Annotated in this window: 23 protein-coding genes; 11 read left to right on the top strand and 12 right to left on the bottom strand. The window is 29.2% G+C overall.

Annotated elements, in window-relative coordinates:
• Positions 1–24 precede the first annotated feature (24 nt).
• Positions 25–903 (bottom strand): phosphate ABC transporter substrate-binding protein, encoded by an 879-nt coding sequence (locus tag EPJ79_RS07145; protein WP_147738972.1) that lies wholly within the window; start codon positions 901–903, stop codon positions 25–27.
• Positions 904–1,044: 141 nt separating this feature from the next.
• Here EPJ79_RS07145 and glmM point away from each other — a divergent pair, with 141 nt between their 5' ends.
• The 7 genes from glmM to EPJ79_RS07110 all read left to right on the top strand — a co-directional run bounded on the left by glmM (position 1,045) and on the right by EPJ79_RS07110 (position 9,611).
• The gene (gene glmM, locus EPJ79_RS07140) at positions 1,045–2,394 is read left to right on the top strand and encodes a phosphoglucosamine mutase (protein WP_147738971.1); all 1,350 of its coding nucleotides are present in this window, start codon (positions 1,045–1,047) and stop codon (positions 2,392–2,394) included.
• 146 nt (positions 2,395–2,540) lie between these two features.
• Positions 2,541–4,940, top strand: a complete 2,400-nt coding sequence (gene cmk / locus EPJ79_RS07135; RefSeq protein ID WP_147738970.1) for a (d)CMP kinase — start codon at positions 2,541–2,543, stop codon at positions 4,938–4,940.
• Positions 4,941–5,080: 140 nt separating this feature from the next.
• Positions 5,081–6,097: a hypothetical protein gene (locus tag EPJ79_RS07130; RefSeq protein ID WP_147738969.1), complete on the top strand. Its 1,017-nt coding sequence runs from the start codon at positions 5,081–5,083 to the stop codon at positions 6,095–6,097.
• A complete protein-coding gene (locus EPJ79_RS07125) occupies positions 6,090–7,388 on the top strand; it encodes a replication-associated recombination protein A (protein ID WP_147738968.1) in 1,299 nt (432 codons plus the stop codon). The genes EPJ79_RS07130 and EPJ79_RS07125 overlap by 8 nt, the downstream gene beginning before the upstream one ends.
• Before the next feature lie 253 nt (positions 7,389–7,641).
• Positions 7,642–8,577, top strand: coding sequence for an Eco57I restriction-modification methylase domain-containing protein (locus EPJ79_RS07120; RefSeq protein WP_147738967.1), 936 nt, complete (start codon positions 7,642–7,644; stop codon positions 8,575–8,577).
• A complete protein-coding gene (locus EPJ79_RS07115) occupies positions 8,567–9,232 on the top strand; it encodes a hypothetical protein (protein ID WP_147738966.1) in 666 nt (221 codons plus the stop codon). Before EPJ79_RS07120 ends, EPJ79_RS07115 begins: the two co-directional genes overlap by 11 nt.
• Before the next feature lie 187 nt (positions 9,233–9,419).
• Positions 9,420–9,611, top strand: coding sequence for a superinfection immunity protein (locus EPJ79_RS07110; RefSeq protein ID WP_147526970.1), 192 nt, complete (start codon positions 9,420–9,422; stop codon positions 9,609–9,611).
• A 19-nt stretch (positions 9,612–9,630) separates the two neighbouring features.
• On the opposite strand, the gene EPJ79_RS07105 is transcribed toward EPJ79_RS07110, so the two are convergent.
• From EPJ79_RS07105 to EPJ79_RS11750, 8 genes are all read right to left on the bottom strand, one after another.
• Positions 9,631–10,626: a glycosyltransferase gene (locus tag EPJ79_RS07105; RefSeq protein ID WP_147738965.1), complete on the bottom strand. Its 996-nt coding sequence runs from the start codon at positions 10,624–10,626 to the stop codon at positions 9,631–9,633.
• Entirely contained in the window at positions 10,626–11,600 is a 975-nt protein-coding gene (gene galT / locus EPJ79_RS07100) for a galactose-1-phosphate uridylyltransferase (RefSeq protein WP_147529351.1), read from the bottom strand. The genes EPJ79_RS07105 and galT overlap by 1 nt, the downstream gene beginning before the upstream one ends.
• Positions 11,601–11,653: 53 nt before the next feature.
• Positions 11,654–11,785 carry a hypothetical protein gene (locus EPJ79_RS11915; RefSeq protein ID WP_274595999.1) on the bottom strand — a complete coding sequence of 44 codons (132 nt, stop codon included), beginning with the start codon at positions 11,783–11,785 and terminating at the stop codon, positions 11,654–11,656.
• Between the two features lie 24 nt (positions 11,786–11,809).
• Positions 11,810–12,385: a hypothetical protein gene (locus EPJ79_RS07095; protein WP_147738964.1), complete on the bottom strand. Its 576-nt coding sequence runs from the start codon at positions 12,383–12,385 to the stop codon at positions 11,810–11,812.
• A 621-nt stretch (positions 12,386–13,006) separates the two neighbouring features.
• The gene (locus tag EPJ79_RS11910) at positions 13,007–13,141 is read right to left on the bottom strand and encodes a hypothetical protein (protein ID WP_274595998.1); all 135 of its coding nucleotides are present in this window, start codon (positions 13,139–13,141) and stop codon (positions 13,007–13,009) included.
• 126 nt (positions 13,142–13,267) lie between these two features.
• Entirely contained in the window at positions 13,268–14,458 is a 1,191-nt protein-coding gene (argJ, locus tag EPJ79_RS07090; RefSeq protein WP_147737557.1) for a bifunctional ornithine acetyltransferase/N-acetylglutamate synthase, read from the bottom strand.
• Positions 14,455–14,946 carry a hypothetical protein gene (locus EPJ79_RS07085; protein WP_147738963.1) on the bottom strand — a complete coding sequence of 164 codons (492 nt, stop codon included), beginning with the start codon at positions 14,944–14,946 and terminating at the stop codon, positions 14,455–14,457. Before EPJ79_RS07085 ends, argJ begins: the two co-directional genes overlap by 4 nt.
• A 29-nt stretch (positions 14,947–14,975) precedes the next feature.
• Positions 14,976–15,296: a DNA primase gene (locus EPJ79_RS11750; RefSeq protein WP_208745259.1), complete on the bottom strand. Its 321-nt coding sequence runs from the start codon at positions 15,294–15,296 to the stop codon at positions 14,976–14,978.
• A gap of 189 nt (positions 15,297–15,485) precedes the next feature.
• Here EPJ79_RS11750 and ilvD point away from each other — a divergent pair, with 189 nt between their 5' ends.
• Together ilvD and EPJ79_RS07070 are read left to right on the top strand one after the other, a co-directional pair.
• The gene (gene ilvD / locus EPJ79_RS07075) at positions 15,486–17,168 is read left to right on the top strand and encodes a dihydroxy-acid dehydratase (protein ID WP_147738962.1); all 1,683 of its coding nucleotides are present in this window, start codon (positions 15,486–15,488) and stop codon (positions 17,166–17,168) included.
• Positions 17,169–17,210: 42 nt separating this feature from the next.
• Positions 17,211–18,146, top strand: a complete 936-nt coding sequence (locus EPJ79_RS07070) for a bile acid:sodium symporter family protein (protein WP_147738961.1) — start codon at positions 17,211–17,213, stop codon at positions 18,144–18,146.
• A 91-nt stretch (positions 18,147–18,237) separates the two neighbouring features.
• Here EPJ79_RS07070 and truA read toward each other — a convergent pair whose 3' ends face one another.
• A complete protein-coding gene (truA, locus tag EPJ79_RS07065) occupies positions 18,238–18,984 on the bottom strand; it encodes a tRNA pseudouridine(38-40) synthase TruA (RefSeq protein WP_147738960.1) in 747 nt (248 codons plus the stop codon).
• A gap of 78 nt (positions 18,985–19,062) precedes the next feature.
• Complete coding sequence (locus tag EPJ79_RS07060; RefSeq protein WP_147526257.1) at positions 19,063–20,010, bottom strand: ABC transporter substrate-binding protein; 948 nt, start codon at positions 20,008–20,010, stop codon at positions 19,063–19,065.
• Positions 20,011–20,152: 142 nt separating this feature from the next.
• Here EPJ79_RS07060 and EPJ79_RS07055 point away from each other — a divergent pair, with 142 nt between their 5' ends.
• Positions 20,153–21,040, top strand: a complete 888-nt coding sequence (locus tag EPJ79_RS07055; RefSeq protein ID WP_147738959.1) for a cysteine hydrolase family protein — start codon at positions 20,153–20,155, stop codon at positions 21,038–21,040.
• A gap of 100 nt (positions 21,041–21,140) precedes the next feature.
• On the opposite strand, the gene EPJ79_RS07050 is transcribed toward EPJ79_RS07055, so the two are convergent.
• On the bottom strand, positions 21,141–21,785 hold the full coding sequence (locus EPJ79_RS07050) for a hypothetical protein (protein WP_147738958.1): 645 nt from the start codon (positions 21,783–21,785) through the stop codon (positions 21,141–21,143).
• Positions 21,786–21,801: 16 nt separating this feature from the next.
• On the opposite strand from EPJ79_RS07050, the gene EPJ79_RS11905 reads away from it, so the two are divergent.
• Entirely contained in the window at positions 21,802–21,930 is a 129-nt protein-coding gene (locus EPJ79_RS11905) for a hypothetical protein (RefSeq protein WP_274595997.1), read from the top strand.
• The last annotated feature ends 78 nt before the right edge of the window (positions 21,931–22,008 follow it).

The following is a 22,008-nucleotide window of genomic DNA, read 5'->3' as shown; positions in this document are numbered from 1 at the left end:
TTCAATTTATATTGATTAATTAATTTATTCTACGGCTATATAACCGTTTTCATTAACTATTTGTTTACCTAAATCTGAAAAAATATAATTTACAAATTCTTTTTCATTCTCCGATAACTCAGAATTTTTTATAAACATTAAAGGTCTTTGTATTTTATAACTTCCGTTTAATATATTTTCTTTAGTAGGCTCTATCCCGTCTACTTTTAACGCGAATAATTTATCTTTATTTTGATTATAAACTCCATAAGAAGCATAACCTATAGCGTTTTCATTTTCCGCTATCTTTGTTCCTAAAGCTCCCATAGAAGGAGATTGAATAGCGTTAGCCGATATTTGAGTATCGCCCATAATAGATTCTTGAAAAACTTCGTAAGCTCCTCCGCTTAAATCTCTTATTATTACGACAATTTCTTTTTTAGGCAAAGAAACATCTACATCGCTCCAAAATTTATATTCTCCAGAAAAAATATTTCTTATAGTTTTAGTATCCAAATTATCTTTTATTTTTACAATAGGATTTTTTGAATTAACCGAAACCGTCAAAGCGTCATACGCCACCATAAACTCTTTATAATTTTTCATTTTCTCTTTTTCGCTATCTCTTATTTTTCTTGCAAGCATTCCAAAATTTGCAGTGTTGTCTAAAATGCTTTTTACTCCAGCTCCCGAACCAGCGGACGCTACGAATATTGAAATTTTTTTGTTTGGTAAATTGGAATTAACTTTATCCCAAGTTCCGTATTCTTCCATAAACTTATTTCCTATAGAAGCGATTATAGGAGCTAAAGAAGAAGAGCCGTCAAATGAAATTTCCGATTTAAAATCTGAAGAAGATTTTTTATTGTCTCCGCAACCGTAAAGACATATTATTGATAAAAATAAAATAATTAAATTTTTCATTGCTTAATCTCCATATTATATTTTATTATTTTCTAATTTTATTATTAAACTAAATAAATATCAACAATAAATATAGAATAATAATTAAAAATAATATAAAATATAAAAAACTATTCAAAATTATTTTACGGGAGATTTTTAATGCCAACTTTAAAAACAAGCATATCGGGAATAAGAGGAATAATTGGAGACGGATTGGATATAAGAACCGTTGTAGATTATACTTCTGCATTTGCGGGACTTTTTCCTAAAAAAGCAAAAATATTGGTTGCAAGAGATACGAGATTAACGGGCGAATCGATAGTTAACGCCGTAATATCAACATTAACGGCTTCGGGAATAAATGTTATAGATATTGGAATAACTCCAACTCCAACGACTTTGTATATGGTTGAAAAATTAAAACTGCATGGCGGAATAATGGTTTCTGCAAGTCATAATCCGATTGAATGGAACGCTTTAAAACTCATAGGAAAAGGCGGAAAATTTTTGGACGAAAAATCTGTTGTTGAATTGAATAAACTTTACGATAAAAAATCTTCAAGATTCGTAAAAGCTTTAGAAACGGGAACTTATCAGAAAATAGACGATGCGATAGAACAGCATATTAAAAGAATAGTTAGATTTATTGATATAGATAAAATAAAAAAGCGTAATTTTAAAGTGGCATGCGATTATGTGAACGGAACTGGATTATTTGCCACACCGAAATTATTAAAAGCTTTAGGCGTAAAAGAGATTTCAATAAATAAAGAATGGACGGGAAAATTTTCGCATATAGCCGAACCTTCCGCAAACAGCATGAAAAGTCTTTCCGAGTTGGTAAAGAAAAATAAAGTCGATATAGGTTTTACTCAAGACCCTGATGCCGACAGACTTGCAATAGTTTTAAATGACGGAACGATTGTAAGCGAAGAATATACTTTAGCGTTATGCTCGAAATATTTATGGAGCGTAGGAAAAGGAAACGCCGCGGTTAATTTATCCACTTCAAGAATGATTGACGATTTGGCAAAAGAAAAAGGTTATTCGGTTGACAGAACAAAAATAGGCGAAATAAATGTTTCTTCTCATGTGGTTAAAAATCGTTTATATTTCGGAGGCGAAGGAAACGGAGGAATAATAGTTCCTGCGGTAAGTCCTGGGCGAGATTCTCTTTTGGGAATAGCTTTAATATTGGAATTAATGGCTAAAGAAAATAAAACGATTAAAGAGATTATAGAAGAAATTCCAAAATACGAAATAGTAAAAGAAAAATTGGAAGTCGCTAAAATAGACGAAAATTCATTTTTAAAAAATATAAAATTAAAATATCCAAAATCAAAAATAACTTCTATAGACGGAATAAAAATCGATTTGGAAAACGGATGGCTTCATGTAAGGAGTTCAAATACAGAGCCTATAGTTAGAATTATAGCGGAAGCAAAGAGCAAGAAAGAAGCTAAAGAATTTATAAAAAATGCGATTGATATTATAAAGAATAAAAAATAATTATAAGTTTATTAATATATTATAATAAACGCAATTTTTATAATTAATTTTAGATAAAATATTTTTTTAATTTTAAGCTATTTACAATTATATTTATTTATGTTATAATTCGTATTCAAAATTATATTTTATAAGAAAGGTTATAAGTGTCAGGTTCATACAAAATAATTACTATTGACGGTCCATCAGGAGCTGGAAAAAGCACTGTAGCTAAATTGATAGCGGATAAATTGGGCTTTAAATATTTAGATACTGGGGCTATGTATAGAGCCGTAACATTATATATGATTGAAAATCAAGTAGATATAAAAAACGAAGAAGAGGTTATAAACGCTTTAAATAAATTAAATATCGGTTTCGATAGCAATTATAGAATATATTTAGATTCGCAAGATATTACCGAAGATATAAGAAAAGAAAAAGTAGTTAAATTTGTTTCGGAAGTGTCGGCTATAAGTTCGGTTAGACGAAAAATGGTAGATTTGCAAAGAGATATAGCGAAAGAAGGTAATTATATTTTAGACGGAAGAGATGCAGGAAGCGTGGTTTTTCCAAATGCAGATTATAAATTTTATTTAGAGGCATCGCTTGAAGAGAGAGCAAAACGAAGATATAAAGAAGAGTTATCGAAAGAAGTCGATATAAGTTTTGAATCGGTTAAAGAGAGTATAAAAAAAAGAGATAAATACGACTCTAATAGAAAAGATAGTCCTTTGGTAGTGCCTGAAAACGCTATTATAATTGACACTACAAATATGACTATAGATGAAGTTGCAGAAGAAATTACCGATATATTTTTAAATAAAAAAACAATTAGTATTTTTGATATAAATTCCGATAATTTAAGGAATAGAGAGGGAATAATGGAAGATAATAATTTATCAAACGAACAAGAAAGAAATGAATTTCTTAAAGCCGTAGAGGAATTCGGCGAAGGAGATAATAATAATTCCTACAAAGTCGGCAATATCGTTAAAGGAAAAATTGAAAAATTTGACGATTCCGATGTTTTTATAAACCTTAATTATAAAGTAGAAGGTAAAATAAACAGAAGCGAATTTGAAAGAGAACCTTATATAGGCGAAGAATTAGAAGCCTTAATAGATTCGGTTGATAATGATAACGGATACTTTATATTATCGAAAGCGAAATTAGACAAAAGAAGAGCGCAATTTGTAATAGAAGATGCTATTAAAAATAATAAGTCGGTTAAAGGAATAGTAAAAGAGGTTATAAAAGGCGGTTTTAATATATCTATAATGGGTTATCAAGCTTTTTGTCCTTTCTCTCAAATAGAAATAAATAAAGGAATTAAAGACGAAGAGCATATAGGCAAAGAATACGATTTTAGAATAATAAAGAAAAAAGGAAAAGATATAGTAGTTTCAAGAAGAGCGTATCAAGAAGAAAAACAAAATTCAAATATAGAAACTTTCTTAAATAATTTGAAAGAAGGCGATATAATCAACGGAAAAGTTAAAAATATAGAAAGATACGGAGCTTTTATTGGAATTACAGAAGGTTTGGACGGTTTTCTTTATAGAGAAAATATGTCTTGGGCTAAAATAATAAATCCTAAAGATATAATAACGAGAGGAGAGGAAAGAGCTTTTAAGGTTCTTTCTATTGACAGAGAAAAACATAGAGTAGATTTAGGATTAAAGCAACTTGAAAATGATAGTTGGGTTCAATTTATAGAAGAATATCATGTAGGCGATATTATAAAAGGCGAGGTTACTAATATTAAAAAATTTGGCGCTTTCGTTAAAGTTTACGATGATGTCGAAGGTTTAATTCATATATCCGATTTAAGTTGGAATTCTCATGTAAACAGTCCGAGCGATTTTGTTAAAAAAGGCGCTTATTTGGAATGTAAAATATTAGCTATAGATGTTCCCGAAAGAAAATTAACTTTAGGATTAAAGCAGGCTCAAGAAAATCCTTGGGATACAGTAAGTAGAGATTTTCCCGTAAAAAGTATAGTAAAATGCAAACCAAAAAGAATATTAAAGAATTTTGCCGTATTTGAACTTCCTAACGGTTTAGAAGGAATATGCGATATTGGAGATTTCGATTGGATAAATAGCATAGTTAATATAAAAGACTATATTAAAGAAAACGAAGATATCGATATGGTTATATTATCTATAGATAGAGATAAACAGAGAATTAGATTAAGCCATAAACATCTTAAAGAAAGTCCTTGGAGAGTATTTGAAAAAGAGCATCCTGTTGGTTCAGTTGTCGATGGAATTGTAAAAGCTATAGTAGAATCTGGAGCTGTAGTTTCTTTGGAAAATAATTTAGAAGGCTTTATGCATATCTCTCAAATTGATTTGCCTAAAGGAGCTAATTTGGAAGAAGCTTTAAAAGTCGGAGAAACTTATCCTTTTGTAGTTAGAGAGGTTAATCAAGGCAAACATAGAATATCTTTATCGAGAAAAGATTATATGGAAGCTCAAACAAAGAAAGAAACTCAAAATTATATTTCTAAAGAAGAGCCTACTTCTTTGACTTATAATCCTTTTGATAATATTAATAATTAGAATAAAAAATGATTATAAAAGTAAAATTTATTTTTATCTATTTTATTAATTTATATTTTCTGACTATAATGTTAATAAATTTATCAATAAAAATATAGAAATACCGAAAATTAAATTACAAATTTAATCGGTAGAAAATAATGAAAATATTTATAAACGGCAAGGAATTATCCGCCACTTTAGAAAATGAAAAAAACGCTTACGAAGTATTAAAACCCGTTGAAGAATGGTGCAATTCAAATTCTTTTTTAATAAATAGAATTATTATAGACGAAAAAGAAATGTCTCCTTATATAGACGAAGAATATAAAACCATAGCGATTGAAAATGTAAAAAAAATAGATATAGAAGCTTTAAGCCATAGCGAATATTATTTATCTTCAATGATTTCGATAATAGAATATATAGAAAAAATTTCTAAAGTAGATTCTATAACTTTAAGCGAAAAAGATATAGAAGACTTAAAAGACGGAATATTTTGGATTTTAGATTCTGTTCCAAGAGCGATATTTTTATGCAATATGAATCTTGAAACTCATGGAGTTATTCATATTTTAAAAATGCTTGAAGTAAAATTAGAAAGATTAAATACTCTAACCGATAACGAAGAATATAATAATTATTCCGATAAAGTTAAAGAATTTTTTCAAGATGATTTTAAACCTTTTCTAAACGATAAAGTTTTACCCTCAATGGATATGGTTTTGCAAGACGCTAAAATAAACGCTATAATCATATTTGCAAACAATATAAACGAAAATAACGCTTTATATAAAATAGGAACTTTACCTAAATTTCAGCCTTTTATAATAGAAATATTAGACGAAGTTGTAGACAAACTTCAAACGGGAAAAGATAAAGAAGCTTTTATATATGCAGAAAAATTTTCTCATATAGTCGGACTTTCATTTAGCGTTCTTTCAAAGGTAGCCGAAATATGCTCTATAGATTATTCAAATATAAAAATTGATAATATAAGTTTACTCGATTCTATTAACGATTTTAATTCAATGATGAATAATTTATTAGACGCTTTTTCAAATGAAGATTATATATCTATAGCCGATTTGCTCGAATACGAAATAAAAGAAAAAATAGAAAATATAATGGATTATACTCCGCTTTTAGAGGAATATATTGAAAGACTCAATGTTTGATTTTATTGAAAACGATAATTCTTTTTTGCCTATGGCTGAAAGAATGCGCCCGACTTCAATAGACGAAGTTTACGGACAGAAACATATTTTGTCGGAAAATAAAACTTTAAGAAAAATGATTGATAAAGATAAAATAACTTCAATGGTTTTTTTCGGACCTCCTGGAGTTGGAAAATCTACCGTAGCGTCAATAATCGCAAAAAAAACAAAAAGCGAATATATAAAATTAAACGCCGTTCTTTCAAATGTTTCAGAGATTAGAGAAGCTATAAAAAAAGCCGAAAAGAATTTAGCAAACTCAAAAAAGACAATTTTATTTATAGACGAAATTCACAGATTCAATAAAAGCCAACAGGACGCTTTGCTTCCTGCAGTCGAAAATGGAACGATTATATTAATCGGAAGCACGACTCAAAATCCTTATTTTTATTTAACAAACGCCTTACTTTCTCGAATAATGCTTTTTGAATTTAGAAATCTTGAAGATAGCGACATTAAAGAAGCGATTCTTAAAGCTATTGAAGACAAAAGAGGACTTGGCGAAAACGACATTGCAATAGAAGATTTAGCGGTAGATTTGATAGTAAAATATTCGCATGGCGATGTGAGAAAAGCTTTAACTTATCTTGAAGCGGCGTTTTTTGTCACTCAAATAGACGAAACTAAAGAAAAACTTACAATAACTGAAGAAATCGTAAAAGATGTTACAAGCAAACAAATTTTAAATTTTGACGAAGACGAACATTATAATACTATAAGCGCGTTTATAAAAAGCGTGAGAGGAAGCGACACAAATGCGGCGATTTATTATTTGGCAAGAATGCTTGAATCGGGAGAAGACCCTCGATATATAGCGAGAAGATTATGCATATTAGCGTCTGAAGATATAGGTTTAGCCGAACCTGAAGCTATAAATATTGCTTCTTCTTTAATTAATATTATAGAGTTTATAGGAATGCCCGAAGGAAGAATTCCATTAGCCGAAGTGACGATTTATTTGTCTTTATGTCCAAAATCAAACTCCGCTTATAAGGCTATAGATTCGGCAATTAGAGATATAAGAAACGGAGAATTATATTCTATTCCAAATTATTTGAAAGATAATAATTCCGCAAGTTTTAATAAAAAATCGGAAGAAGAATATAAATATCCGCATGATTTTCCTTATCATATAGTTAAGCAGGATTATTTAGAAAAAGGAATTAAAAAAAATTATTATAATCCCGTAGATATAGGCGAAGAGAGAGAATTAAAAAAAGTTTACGAATGGATAATGAAGCATATTGATTGAAGATATTATTAAAAATGTATTGCTTCGTTTGTTTCTAACTGCGGACTTTAGTATCACTCACTCGAAATAACGAATAAATAAAGATTTCAATTACTATTAAAAATATTGTCGAATTAATAGGCAGTTATTTATTTTCTTTATTGAAAATATTAGTATTATTTTGCAAATTAATTTAATGTCGATAATTTTTTATAAAATAAATTAAATAAAACATGCTTATTGACTTTACATAATTTTATGCTATATTGTAAAAATGAAAAGAGAACTTGGACAATATTTTACTACATATAATCCTTTTCAAAATAGCGGATTTCTTAATTGGGCTTATGAATGTGATTTAATCAAGACTACTATTTTAGAGCCTTTTGCGGGTTCTAATAATTTAATAAATATGCTTCAAGATATGGGTTTATGCGCAGATTTTAAAAGTTTTGATATAGAGCCTAAAAATAAATTTGTCAAAAGAAGAGACACTTTAAAAAACTTTCCGAAAGGTTTTAAAGTATGCATTACAAATCCTCCGTATTTGGCTCAAAATTCTGCTAAAAGACGAAATTTAGAATTTCCAAATATTATTTATGACGATTTATATAAATACTCTTTAGAAAAATGTTTAGAATATTGCGATTATGTCGGCGCTATAATTCCCGCTTCTTTTTTTAACGCTAATATTTTTAGAGAAAGATTAAGCCATTATATTTTATTAAATTCAAAAATGTTTAACGATACCGAGCATCCCGTTTGTTTGGCATTATTTAAAAAATCTTCCGAAGATGTGGATTTATACAACGATAATAAATATTTAGGTAAATTAAGCGATTTAAAGAAAAAACTTCCAAAATCAAATATCAATATGGATATTCGCTTTAATGTTCCAAATGGAAATTTGGGATTAATAGCGATTGATAATACAATAGAACCTTCAATAAAATTTGTAAATGGCGAAGAAATATCGCCCGACAGAATAAGAGTTTCTTCAAGAAGCATAACAAGAATAATGATTCCAACAAAATATAAAATTAATAATATAATAGAGAAATTAAACTATAATCTTAATATATTTAGAAAAGAAACTTACGATTTATTTTTAACTCCTTTTAAGGGCTTGAGAAAAGATAATTATTACAGAAGAAGATTAGATTATAAACTTGCTAAAAAACTTATAGAGGAAACTTTATATGGACTATAACTATAAAGAATTATACAAAAAGCAAATTCAAATAAATGTAAAAGAAGTATTAAAAGATATAGATACAAATGAAATGAGATTAAAAATTAGTAATTGGGCTAATAAATTTGGTTATAATTTTGAAGAGATAAAAGATAAAGTAATTAATGACGAGATATTTAGATGCGTATTTGCAAAAGAACCTTCGAGGCAGAATATATATCAAAATATAGCGGCTAAAATAATAGAATCGGTAAACGGCATTAAAAATTTTAAAGTGCTTCCTTCTGGCGGAAAGAATGCATATTTTATAATAAACGGAAATATTTTTAAAGGTGAAAATTTAATTAGCAAAAATCAAGATGCAAAATCGATTGATTTTTATTTTGAATATGGTAATTTTCAATTTTATGTTTCTCATAAATATACTAAAGACAAAGGTGGAGCGCAAGATAATCAATATAAAGATATTCAAGAATTCTTAAAAAATGCAAGAGATACTTCTTTAAAAAACACAATATTTTTGGCTATATGCGATGGAGATTATTATAAGCGTAAAGATTCAAAAACAGGCGATATAACTAAAATAGAGCGTCTAAAGAAATTAACCAATAACAAAACAGTATTTGTTATCACTATAGACGAATTAAAAACTTTCTTAAGAAAATTTGATTAATAAATTAAATAAATCTATTTTAATATCTTTAAAAGTTAAAATTTTTATGTAATGCAATGCATGAATATAAATATTTTTATTATAAAAAATCGAGATGAAAAGCGATAGGATTGTAAAATATAAATAGTATTATATAATTGTATCATTACATTTTTTATTTAATGCGTTTTGTTATTTGGAGTATATAATGGAATCTATCATAATTTTTTTGATTTTATTCGCTATGGTTGTTTATTTTCTACCAATTATTGTAGCTTTTATTAGAAAGAATAATAATTGTTTGGCTATTTTTATATTAAATTTATTTTTGGGTTGGACTTTTGTCGGTTGGGTTATAGCTTTAGTATGGGCTTGCACAAATACTCAAATTAATCGATAGCAAATAAAGAATAATAATTTTATTCAAAAGATTTATATTTAGTTATATTAAATTTAACCGTCCTCTGAAATCCTTTTGCGATTCTAATTATTCCGTAAAAAAATCCGAGTCCGTAAAAAAAATGCGTTAAAAAAAACATATAAGGATAAACGAAAAAGCCTTTAATTTTATTGAAAAACCCTCTTTCTTTTAAGGCTGTAATTATTCCCGCTAGTAAAGTTATTATTAAATAAATAATTAATGGAATAAAATAAAATGCGATATAATTTATTTTGCTAATCTGAAAAATAATAAAAACTGTAGGCAAAATAATTATATACAAACTGAAAAACGCTGGAAGAGTAAATATCAAATTTTTTTTATTAAAATCTCTATAAAGTTGTTCTAATCTTCCTCTTCCATAATTTAAAAGCATCTTTATATATAATCTTAAATTTTTTCTTGGCGGTCTTTTAACTATTATTTGCGGGTCATACATTAATTTATAACCAAGCGAAAGAATTTTATCTATCAAAGCGTTTTCTTCGTTAGGATATAAACTCTCGTTAAAAAGTCCCGCCTCGAATAAAACATTAAGCCTTATAAATAAATTGCAAAGTATAACATCTCTGTCCGTTCCTTCTCTATACGATGATTTATTTATGCTGTATCTATTCGCTATAGGTCCTACCGCGTAATAAGATTGCATGCATCTGTCTATATATCTTTCTTTTGAAGAGTTCGCTTTATGAATTGCAGGACCTCCGACTATAGCCACATTTTCGTTTTTCTCAAATATTTCAACCGCTTTTTTTATATTATTAGGATTTGCCATAGAATCATTATCTATAAAATAAACTATATCTCCAGAAGCTTGTTTTATGCATTCGTTTCTTTGAACGGTTGGATGAGTTCCTTCGGCTTGAAAAATCTCTATTTTATTTTTATCGTAATCGGACATATATATGCCCGCAAGAGTATTTTCTATTTTTTCTCCGATTCTATGAGGAATTATAACGCTTACTTTTAACGACATTATAAACCCATATATCTAAAATATGCCGTTCTCAAACTTGCAGCCATTGCCTCTGGACTTGTCGGATTGCATGAAGCCCAAGCGCCCGTTTCGGAAGAAGCGTTAAATTTTTGTTTTTCTTTGCTTCTCATCGGAGGAAAAAATTCTATATGATAACGCCAAATATCCTTATAATTAAAACCGTCATTAACGGGAGCGCTATACATACACATCATATAAGGAAATTTTATATCAAAAAGCAAATCTAAAGTAGTTGTGGCTTTTTTTAAAGCGTCCGCTAAAGAAACCGTTTCTTTTTTATTAAATTTATTAATAGCGATAACATTTTTTTTAGGCATAATCATTATTCCGTAAGGATATTCGCTTGCAAAAGGCAAAAAGCATACAAAATGTTCGTTTTCAAAAATTATTCTTCTTCCGTCTTCAATTTCTTGATTAAGCATATCTTCAAATAAAGATTTTTGATTAATATTATAATAAGATAAAGCCATTTCTATTTTTCTTTTTATTCTTAAAGGAATCCAACTATAACCGTAAATTTGTCCATGCGGATGAGGCATAGTCACTCCGACAACTTCGCCCTTATTTTCAAAAGGCATAATATATTTTATCTTTTTATTTTTAGCGATTTCAACCATTCTCTCCTGCCATAATTTGACTAGTTTCGTTATATGTTCTACTGAAAGTTCGGGCAATGTAGTATTATGGTTTGAAGAATATAAAATTACTTCGCATTTTCCAATCGAAGGTTTTGCTATAAATAATTTTCCATTATCGACATTATCAGGCAAAGGCGGCTCGAAAGATAAAGCGGGGAAATCGTTATCGTATTTATAAACATCGTAACTATCTGGAACTTTTCCGCTTCCTGGACAAAAAGGACAATAATCTTTAGGCATTTGCGGACGGTCCTGCCTATGACTCGCTATCATAACATAATCTCCAAGCAATTGATTATAACGCAATTCTGCCATATTAATCTCCTAAAATATATTATGATTATATGATATAATAAATTATAAATAAATCAAACCGCTTGTATTTTTTTCTGACTTTTTATCGTTATTGTATTTTGTTCTTTGTATTTATTTATTAAATTTTTTAGCTTATCGGAAGATTGTTCATTTTCTTCCATTAATTCTATTTCTTGATTTTCCATTATTACTTCCTCCGTGAGTAAATTTTAAAAATTGCCTTCTCGCCAAACTTTGAAATTAGGATAATTCAATTTTTTTGATTTATCCTCATACCATTTACAAACGGCGGCTGACATATTTATAACATAAAAATTAAATTCTGTTTTCCATCCTTCGTTTTTAAACTTTCCAAAAGAAGGAATATATTTATTGTTAATCGTATCGTATATATTTTCTTGTATTTCTTTAGTCGGAATATTATTGTCTTTAATCGCTATTCTTAAAATCAAATGAATCGACATTGAAGATAAAGTTGAAGTTAAAACGCTATATTTGTCGTATAATTCTTCTTTCGTAAAATTTTTATTTATAGCGTCAGTCCATAATCTTATTATATTTCCCAAAGCTTCAAGCTGTTCGGGTTTGGCTTTTTTATCGGTTATAATGTTCGCATAATATTCCGCCAATTCGTTAAATGTCATTGTAGATTCTTCGTCTGCAATAGAAATTGTTTCAAGTTCGTCTAATTGCATCGATTTTATCATACTTTCTTTTTCGTTGGCGTAAATATTATTTGCTGTAATCGTAATTGATAAGAATAAAAAAGTTATTATTTTTTTCATAATTTTAATTCCGTTTTTAATTTATTTACTATCGATTATCGGAAAATTAGATTTATAATGTAGTTTATTTAATAGTGTATTAACGCTTTTATTCTTCGGTATAACTGTTTTCAGAAAAATTTTTTTATTAGGCTAAAGCCAGCTTTTAACGAAAATATTTCTTTATATTATAAATAAGGATATTGCTTTCGGACTTTGTCATCGCAATGACGATTATTTATCGCCATTACTATGAATATAATAAAAAAGACACCGCATTAAAATACGATGCCTTTTAATTATCTTAACTATTATTAACCTTAACTATTTTTTAGTAATATCTACAATTGCTGAATCTGTTCCTGTTTCCATTGTTAACTTTCCCTGTATATCGCTACTAAAAATAAGAGTCAATGTTACATCTATATTAACACTAGAATCATTATATATAGTAGTATAATTTGTATCGCTAACTCTTGTTATAGAATCCGAAGGAATTTTTACATCATCACTAATCTTTAAAATAATAGAACCGTCAGTATTTATGGTAAGTATATTCTTTTCGGTAGCTTTCTTTTCTGGTTTTTCATACCAATCACCAGCATAATAAGATAATTTTCTTTCTTTTTTGACTTCCTCTTTTTATGTTTTATCCTTATTGATTTCTTCTGCCCCCGTTTTATCCTTATTATTATTGTCATTATTGCAACTTATTGAAAATAGCGCAATTAGAGATAAGATAATTAATAATAGATAAAATTTTTTTTGTCCTTCCATTTTTAGAGCCCTCCTTAATAATATTTTTTAATGATTAAATTATGCAATATTTAAAAAAAATTGTCAAGTATTTATTTTAAAAAATTCGGCTAAAATAAGCAGAAACTAAAAAATCTTGAAATAAAATTATATATTATAAGAACAATGAATAGATATATATTCCTGCGTCATATCCGTAAAATAATAATAATCTTCGTATTTCGTATTATAACCGCAATCTAAAACTATAAAATGCTCTTTTCTTTCTCTATTGAAACCGTCTTTTAATTTGTTAATATCCGACTTATTTTTATTTAACTCTCCATTTTTATATATATTTATTCCGTTTATAGAAAGCGAAAGATTTTTTATATTAATATTCGTATTTCCTATAGCTGAAAGAATTTTCTCATAATTAGGATTTAACGATATAAATAATATTTTTATCAAATTTGAAGTCGCTATTGACTTGGCTATATCGAATGCGTCTTTTTGAGTTTTTGCTCTTTCAACCGAAACTATAATAGCTTTAGTCATTCCTTCTCCGTCCAAAACTATCATTTTTGAAAGATTGGCGCAAATATCGTCTAATTTATCTTTTAATAACTTAAATGATTTTTTATTTTTTATCGTTATTATTTTATTATTAATAGCGCCGTTAGCCATTATAATCGCCGTATCGTTTGTTGAAGTTTCTCCGTCTATCGATATTCTATTTAAAGTTTTATCTATCGATTCTCTGAAAGCTTTATTTAAAGCTTCTTTATCTACATTTAAATCCGTAAAAATAAATAATAAAATCGTAGCCATATTTGGATGAACTATCGAAGTTCCTTTGGCTATAGCGTAAAAATGAGCGGTTTTATTTTCTATATTTAATTTCGCCGTATATACTTTATCGAATTTATCTCGCATTCGTATCGCTCTCGCTATATTTTCAAAACCTTCATTTAACGAAGATTTTTTAATAGCGTTTTTAATTTTTTCCGTATCTAAATGAACTCCGATTATTCCCGTAGAAGCGATTAAAATATTATCTCTCTTGCATTTAAAAAATTTACTTGCAAAATCCGTAATATTCAAAACATTATCATATCCTTTCTTTCCCGTTAAAGAATTTGCTATTTTGCTGTTTACTATAAGCAAATCTATTTTATTTTTATCGTTCTTTTTTGAAAATAAAACGGGAGCGGCTTGAAATTTATTTTGAGTATATAAAGCCGATACAACGCTTGAAGGCTCGCTTTTTATTATGGCTAAATCGTAATCGTTATTTTTTAATCCCGACTTTAAAGCGGCGGAATAAAATCCAATTGGAATATTATCCGAATCTATCATACATTAAATAACTCCTCTTCTTCCGGGTCCACGTCATTATCGATTTTTTTAACTTTTCTATTTTCGTAATTTATTCTCTTTCGCACAAAGAGTTTGGAGTTTTTGCCGCTATTTCTTTCTTGTATTATTCCGAAAGTTCCCGAACCTAAATAAACTAATTTATCGTTTTCTTCAATATCGTTTATATTATTCTGTTTTATTTCGTTTAATACGCATTCAAAATGAGCGAGATTTCCCGTAGCGTTATGATTTATTCCTTCTTCCGTTATATATATCGGATTATTACAAATCGGGCATATAGGCTTTTCAGAATTATCGTTCATTCTTCTATTAAGATAAATTCGCTCATATTCTTCTATCGTTTTTTTATTATTTTTATGTTGCTTATTATGATTATTTTTCTTTTTATAAAACTGTTCTTTGTTTTTCTTTTTATAAAATTTATTATAATTATCTTTAGAGAATTTATTATTATTTTTTTCAGCCATTAAATCACCCGCTTTAAAAACCGTTTGTATTATTCGTCATCGTCAAAGTCGTCATCGAAATCATCGTCAAAATCATCTTCTTCAAAATCGTCTAAATCGTCCATGTATTCGTTATCATCATCGAAATCGTCATCATCGTCAAAGTCTTCGTCATCGAAATCGTCATCATCGTCAAAGTCTTCGTCATCGAAATCGTCATCATCGTCAAAGTCTTCGTCATCGAAATCGTCATCATCGTCAAAGTCTTCGTCATCATAATCGTAATCATCAAAATCATCGTCAAACTTTGCAAAATAACCGTTTAAGATTTTTATTTCGTCTAAAAAATTTAGAGATTGTATTTTTTCCATTAGTCTACTCCGTAAATATATCTGATTTTATGGTTATAATAATATAATAGTTTTTTTTGTCAAGTGTAAATATAAAAAAATTCTATAAAAATTTTTTAAGATTATAGATATTGATTTTTATATTTTATAGAATAGAATATATCGCATATTTTTAAAAAAGCAAGTTTTATTAAAAACGGAGAGATAATTATGAGTTTCAGAGAAAATAGTTCTTTAAGAAGCGATAGAGTTTTGAAAGGAGACGAAAGAGCGCCAAATAGGTCATTATTCTATTCTATGGGTTATACGGATGAAGAGCTTAAAAGACCTTTAATCGGAGTTATTTCTGCATATAGCGAAATTGTTCCTGGACATATTCATTTAGATAAACTTTCTCAAGCCGTAAAAACGGGAGTGCTAATCGGAGGAGGAACGCCGATTCTTATTCCTTCTATAGGAGTTTGCGATGGAATTGCTATGGGACATTTGGGAATGAAATATTCTCTGCCTTCGAGAGAGCTTATAGCCGATTCGGTTGAAAGTATGGTTATAGCACATGGACTTGACGGAGTAGTTTTGATTCCAAATTGCGATAAAATAGTCCCTGGAATGATAATGGGACTTTTAAGAATGAATATTCCTGGAATTGTAATAAGCGGAGGCGCTATGCTTCCAGGCGAGCATAACGAAGATAAAATAAGTTTATCGAGCATATTTGAAGCGGTTGGAGCTAAAAAAGCGAATTTAATAAACGATGAAGAGCTTGAAGATTTCGCTCAAAATACATGTCCAAGTTGCGGTTCATGCGCGGGAATGTATACGGCTAATAGTATGAATTGTCTTTCCGAAGCTTTAGGAATTGCATTGCCTGGAAACGGAACTATTCCAGCGGTTTATTCTGCAAGAACTTCGCTTGCAAAAAAAGCGGGAATTCAAGTAATGGAATTATTAAGAAAAAATATAAAACCTTTAGATATAATAACTCCCGAATCTTTTAAAAACGCTTTAGCGGTTGACATGGCTTTAGGTTGCTCGACAAATAGCGTTTTGCATTTGCTTGCCATAGCCAACGAAGCGGGAATTCCGATAGATTTAAAAACTATAAACGAAGTGAGCGATAGAACTCCTAATTTATGCCATTTAGCGCCAGCAGGTCCAAATTATATAGAAGATTTATATAAAGCGGGCGGAATTTCAGCGGTAATGAAAGAGCTTGAAAAAGGCGGATTTTTAAATACCTCGCTTATAACGGTTACGGGAAAAACGATTTCGGAAAATATAAAAAACTCTATTAATAAAAATAATAAGGTTTTAAGAAATATAGAAAATCCTTATAGCAAAACGGGAGGCATAGCGATTCTTTGGGGAAATATAGCAAAAGACGGTTGCGTTGTAAAGCGTTCTGCAGTCGCCGATGAAATGCTCGTTCATAAAGGTCCAGCAAGAGTATTTGAATCTGAAGAGGATGCGATAACTTCTATATACGCGGGAAAAATAAATAAAGGCGATGTTGTAGTTATAAGATACGAAGGTCCCAAAGGCGGTCCTGGAATGCGCGAAATGTTAAATCCAACTTCGGCTTTAGCGGGAATGAAATTAGATAAAGATGTCGCGTTAATAACGGACGGAAGATTTTCGGGAGCTTCAAGAGGAGCTTCTATAGGGCATGTTTCTCCAGAAGCTGCAAGCGGAGGCGAGATAGCTTTTATAAAAGAAAACGATATTATAAGCATAGATATTCCAAATAATTCAATAAACCTTGAAATATCTGACGAAGAAATGAAAAAACGAAAAAAAGAAATTTCAATTAAACCTTTGGAAGAAATTAAAGGATGGCTTGGAAGATATAGGAAACTCGTTCAATCGGCAAATACGGGAGCTATATTAAAATAGTTTTTTATACAAAATAATAATTTAATGAATTAAGGACAAAAAATGAAAATATTAAAAAATATAAGTAATTTCTTTGGAAAAAATATGGCTATAATAGTATTGATAGTGGCTACATTATCTTTATTTTTTCCTAAATCGGTAAGTTTTATAAAAACGAGTTATGTCAATTATCTTTTAATGATAGTAATGTTTGGAATGGGACTTACTCTAAAATTTGAAGATTTTAAAGTCGTATTTACAAGACCGAAAGATATAATAATAGGAGCGATAGCTCAATTTAGCATAATGCCTCTTTTAGCATTTTTGCTTTCTATAATTTTTAAATTGCCTACAGAATTAGCGGTAGGAGTTATATTAGTAGGAACTTGTCCTGGCGGAACTTCCTCAAATGTTATGACTTATCTTGCAAAAGGAGATGTAGCTTTATCTGTTGGAATGACTTCGGTATCTACTATTTTAGCTCCAATCGTCACTCCTCTTTTAACTTTATTATACGCTGGGCAAAGAGTTAATGTAAATGCAGTTAATATGTTTATATCTATAGTTCAAGTCGTTATAATACCAATAGGATTGGGATTTATAATAAATAGATTTTTCCATAAATTTACAAACCATATAAAAGAAATACTGCCTCTTATATCCGTTCTTGCAATAGTTTCGATAGTAGCCGCAGTAGTTTCCGCTAATTCTTCAAGATTGATGCAGGTAGGGTATTTAATTATTATAGTAGTTATGCTTCATAACTGTTTAGGCTATCTATTAGGTTTTATGATTGGTAAATTGCTTCGTTTAGATAATTCAAAATGTAAGGCTATATCAATAGAAGTAGGAATGCAAAACTCTGGGCTTGCTACATCTTTAGCCTCTACTCATTTTGCTTTTATACCTTTGGCTACGGTTCCTGGCGCAATATTCAGCGTATGGCATAATATATCGGGTTCTATAGTTGCAAATATAATGGCTTCAAAAATGAAATAAAATAAAAACTATTTATATATATTATTATTCGCTTCAAACTAAAAATAAAATACAAATATTTAAAAAATGATTTATAGAATTTTAGAATATTTTAATAATTAAAAAAAGCTTTTCTAAAATATAATCCATGCGCGGGAGCGGTAACCAAAGCTTTAGTTCTATCCTCTTCTTTTATTATCTCTTCTATAAAATTTAAAGGCTTATTTTTTCTCTGTCCTTCTACTAAAGTGCCTACAATAATTCTAACCATATTATGCAAAAAAGCGTTTCCTCTTATTATAAAATAAATATTATCTTTTTTTCTTATTGCGAAAACTCTTTCTATATATCGAAATTTTGAATCGTTTTCATCTTCCGTTGAGCAGAAAGAAGTAAAATTATGTTCGCCTATTAAATATTTTGTATATTCGTTAATTAATTTTTCGTTTATAATATTTTTTCTATAAAACCAAGCGTATCTTTCATAAAACGGAAAAGAAATATCTCCGTTATAAACAATATATAAATATTCTCTAAAATTAGCCGAAGCTCTCGCGTTAAAATTTTCGGGCATAATCTCCGCCGATATTATTCTTATATCTTTTGGCAAACATGAATTTAAAGCTATATGAACTTTTTCTATAGGGATAAGCATTTTTGGAATTCTAAAATTTGCAACTTGTCCTAAAGCATGAACTCCAGCATCCGTTCTTCCGCATCCGTAAATTGTTATTTTTTTTGAATAAATTTTTTGAACGGCTTTATATATTTCGCCTTGAATTGTTCTTAAATTCGGTTGTATCTGCCATCCGCAAAAATCCGTGCCGTCATATTGGACGATTATTTTTATATTAAACATTTATTTTTAACTTATATTTATAAAATAAAAAAGCCCATATTATAAATTAATACAGGCTTTTATTATTTAAAATTGTTTTTACAAATCGTTAGGTATCGTTATATTTAATTTTTGAGCCGCTTCTATATTTACTTTTAAAGTTAGATTTTCTAAATATTCTATCGGCATATCTGCAGGTTTAGATTCTCCTTTTAATATTTTTACGGCTTGTTTTGAAGTTAATTTTCCAAGCTCATAATAATTTATTCCGTAAGTAGCCAAACCTCCCGCTTTAAGCATTCCTTCTTCTCCGCATATAACGGGTATTTTTGCTGGTTCGGTTATCGATATTACGGTTGGCATTCCCGCAGAAACCATATTATCGGTTGGCACATATATAGCATCAACTTTTCCGACAAGATTTTGAACAATTTGTTGTATTTCGTTAGGGTTTGTTATAGTCGCATCTCTCGTTGTTAATCCGATTTCTTCCGCTTTTTTTCTTGCAATGTCTACTTGAAATTTAGAATTCTGTTCGCTTGAATTATATAAAAAAGCGACTCTTTTTGCATTCGGAATTAATCTTTTTAATAAATCCATCTGTTCTTTAACTGGAGTCAAATCGGAAGTTCCCGTAACATTTCCGCCTGGCAAATTATTATCGGCTACAAGTTTTGCATCCGCAGGGTCGGTAACCGCTGTAATAAGTATTGGAATATCTTTTGTAAGATTTGCAACCGCTTGAGCCGCTGGAGTCGCTACCGCTAAAATTAAATCGCTTCTGTCATTAATAAATTTTTGAGCGATTGTTATGCAATTTGCTTGTTCTCCTTGAGCGTTTTGATAATCGATAATCAAGTTTTTTCCGTCTTCGTATCCCGCTTCTTTTAGTCCGTCAATAAAACCTTGACTCGCTTCGTCTAAAGCTGCATGTTCTACTAATTGCAAAATTCCAATTTTAAATTTTGAATCGGAAGATTTACTTTTTGAACATGAAACGCTAAAACTTAATAAAATAATAGATAATATGATTATTATGTTTTTCATATTTACTCCTTATATTTATGATATTATTGAAATTATATAAAATTTTAATTATAAAGTCAAATATTTTTTAACGAATAAATATAACAATAAATTCAAATATATGATATAATTTTAAAATTAAAAAATCAGAGGAAATTTTATTATGATTGATTTAAATAAAATTATTAACGAAAAATATATCGCTAAAGAAGAAAATCCTATAAGCCAAAGCGAAATTTATAATTTGGCGTCTTCGATTAATATAAAAAATAATAATAAAAACGAAGCCCTGCTTATAATTGACGCTCAAAGAGATTTTGTAGATATTGAAAAAGGCGCTTTGCCAGTTAAAGGAGCTTCTGAAGATATAAAAAGAATAATAAAATTTATTTACGAAAATATTGAATCTTTATCTTCAATTTATGCCACTATGGATACGCATAATTACGATTCTATTTTTCATCCTTTTTTATGGAAAAAACCAAATGGAGAATATGCTGAGCCTTTTACGGAAATTACTTTAGAGAAAATAGAAAACGGCGAGATTATTCCCGTTTATAAAGATATTCAAATCGATTATGTTAAAAAATTGAAAGAACAAGGAAGCAAAAATTTAATTATTTGGCAGTATCATTGCATTTACGGAACTGACGGTTGGCTTATTGAAAAACAACTTTCAAATATGCTTACATTTTTTGAAGTGTCAAAAAAAACATCAATAAAAAAAATAATAAAAGGATTGGATAAATTTACCGAAATGTATGGCGCTATAAAACCCGAAGTTATAACGAATAGCAAAAATCAATATGACGACAGTTGGGCAAAAGAGATTAAAAATTACGATAAAATATTTGTTTGCGGAGAAGCTAAAGATTATTGCGTTTATGAAACCGTTAAACAATTTTGCGAAATGTATAAATCGGAAAGAAATATAACCGAAAAAATTTATTTTATGCAAAATTGCTGTAGCTCTATCGGAGATAAAGATATTTGCGATAAAAAATATAAAGAACTTGAAGATATTTACGGGATTAAATTGATAACGGTGTAAAAATTAAATTCTCAAACAAAGCTATTTATTAAGAAGGGCTTACTTCTTAATTGAAGCAAGCCCTCACTCAACGCAACTTTTTATTTTCTAATTCATAGATTTATTTTCTTGTTACCTCTCTGTTTCCTTTAACGAATAAGAAATTACCTATATCTGACAAGAACCAATATCCTATTTTTTCCATGAAAGATTCAGGTCTTTGTCCTAAAAATCTCGTTTCGTCTTTTATCCAAGGAGATATATTAGGATTTCCAGAGTGTCTGGCTTCTGCAAAATATAAGTTAACTCCAAATTCTCTTTTCCATTTATGATGTCCAGTATTTAGAACTATCAACTCTAACTGGTCTTTATCTTTCAAAGCCATGAATTCATTAATTCCGTCATCGTTCAATGCATTGTAAGAGGCTTTACTTACAGCCGTTCTATAAAGTCCGCCTATAGTGTAAGTTCCTACAAAGTCTCCTCCCTTATACCAAGTAATAACCGCTCCAAGATATTTCTTAAGAATATATTTAGAGTTTGCGCGGTATTCATGAGCTTTCATAAGGATATCGAAATTTTCATCGAAGTAAAAATAATCGTTACCAGCTTTGAATGCTTCTTCTGGGCGATGATTAGCGCGGTTTCTAATAAAGAATTCTTTTCCGTCATTCATTCCCGCTCTCGTTATATGAGCTTTCCAGAGTTTATCTAAAGTATTTGTATCTTGGTAGCTTACAACCGCGTAGTTTTCGTCATTTCCCAAAGCGTAAGGAACATAAATGGTATATAATTTGTCTTTAGTATACCATTCAGGTTTAGCTATACCAGTAGGAAGTCCGCTTCCGCCAGAATTATTTCCACCAGTAGTGCCTCCCGTAGTTCCGCCAGTAGCTCCGTCTGGAATTTGAGTTTCATTTGTTACGATTGGAGCATCTGGAACTGTAATTCCGCCGCCGCCTGTTCCTTGGTCTGGAACTTCGCTTTGA

This window comes from Brachyspira aalborgi (genome assembly GCF_008016455.1).
GTDB lineage: Bacteria > Spirochaetota > Brachyspiria > Brachyspirales > Brachyspiraceae > Brachyspira > Brachyspira aalborgi.
This window is presented reverse-complemented; position numbering and strand designations above follow the sequence as displayed.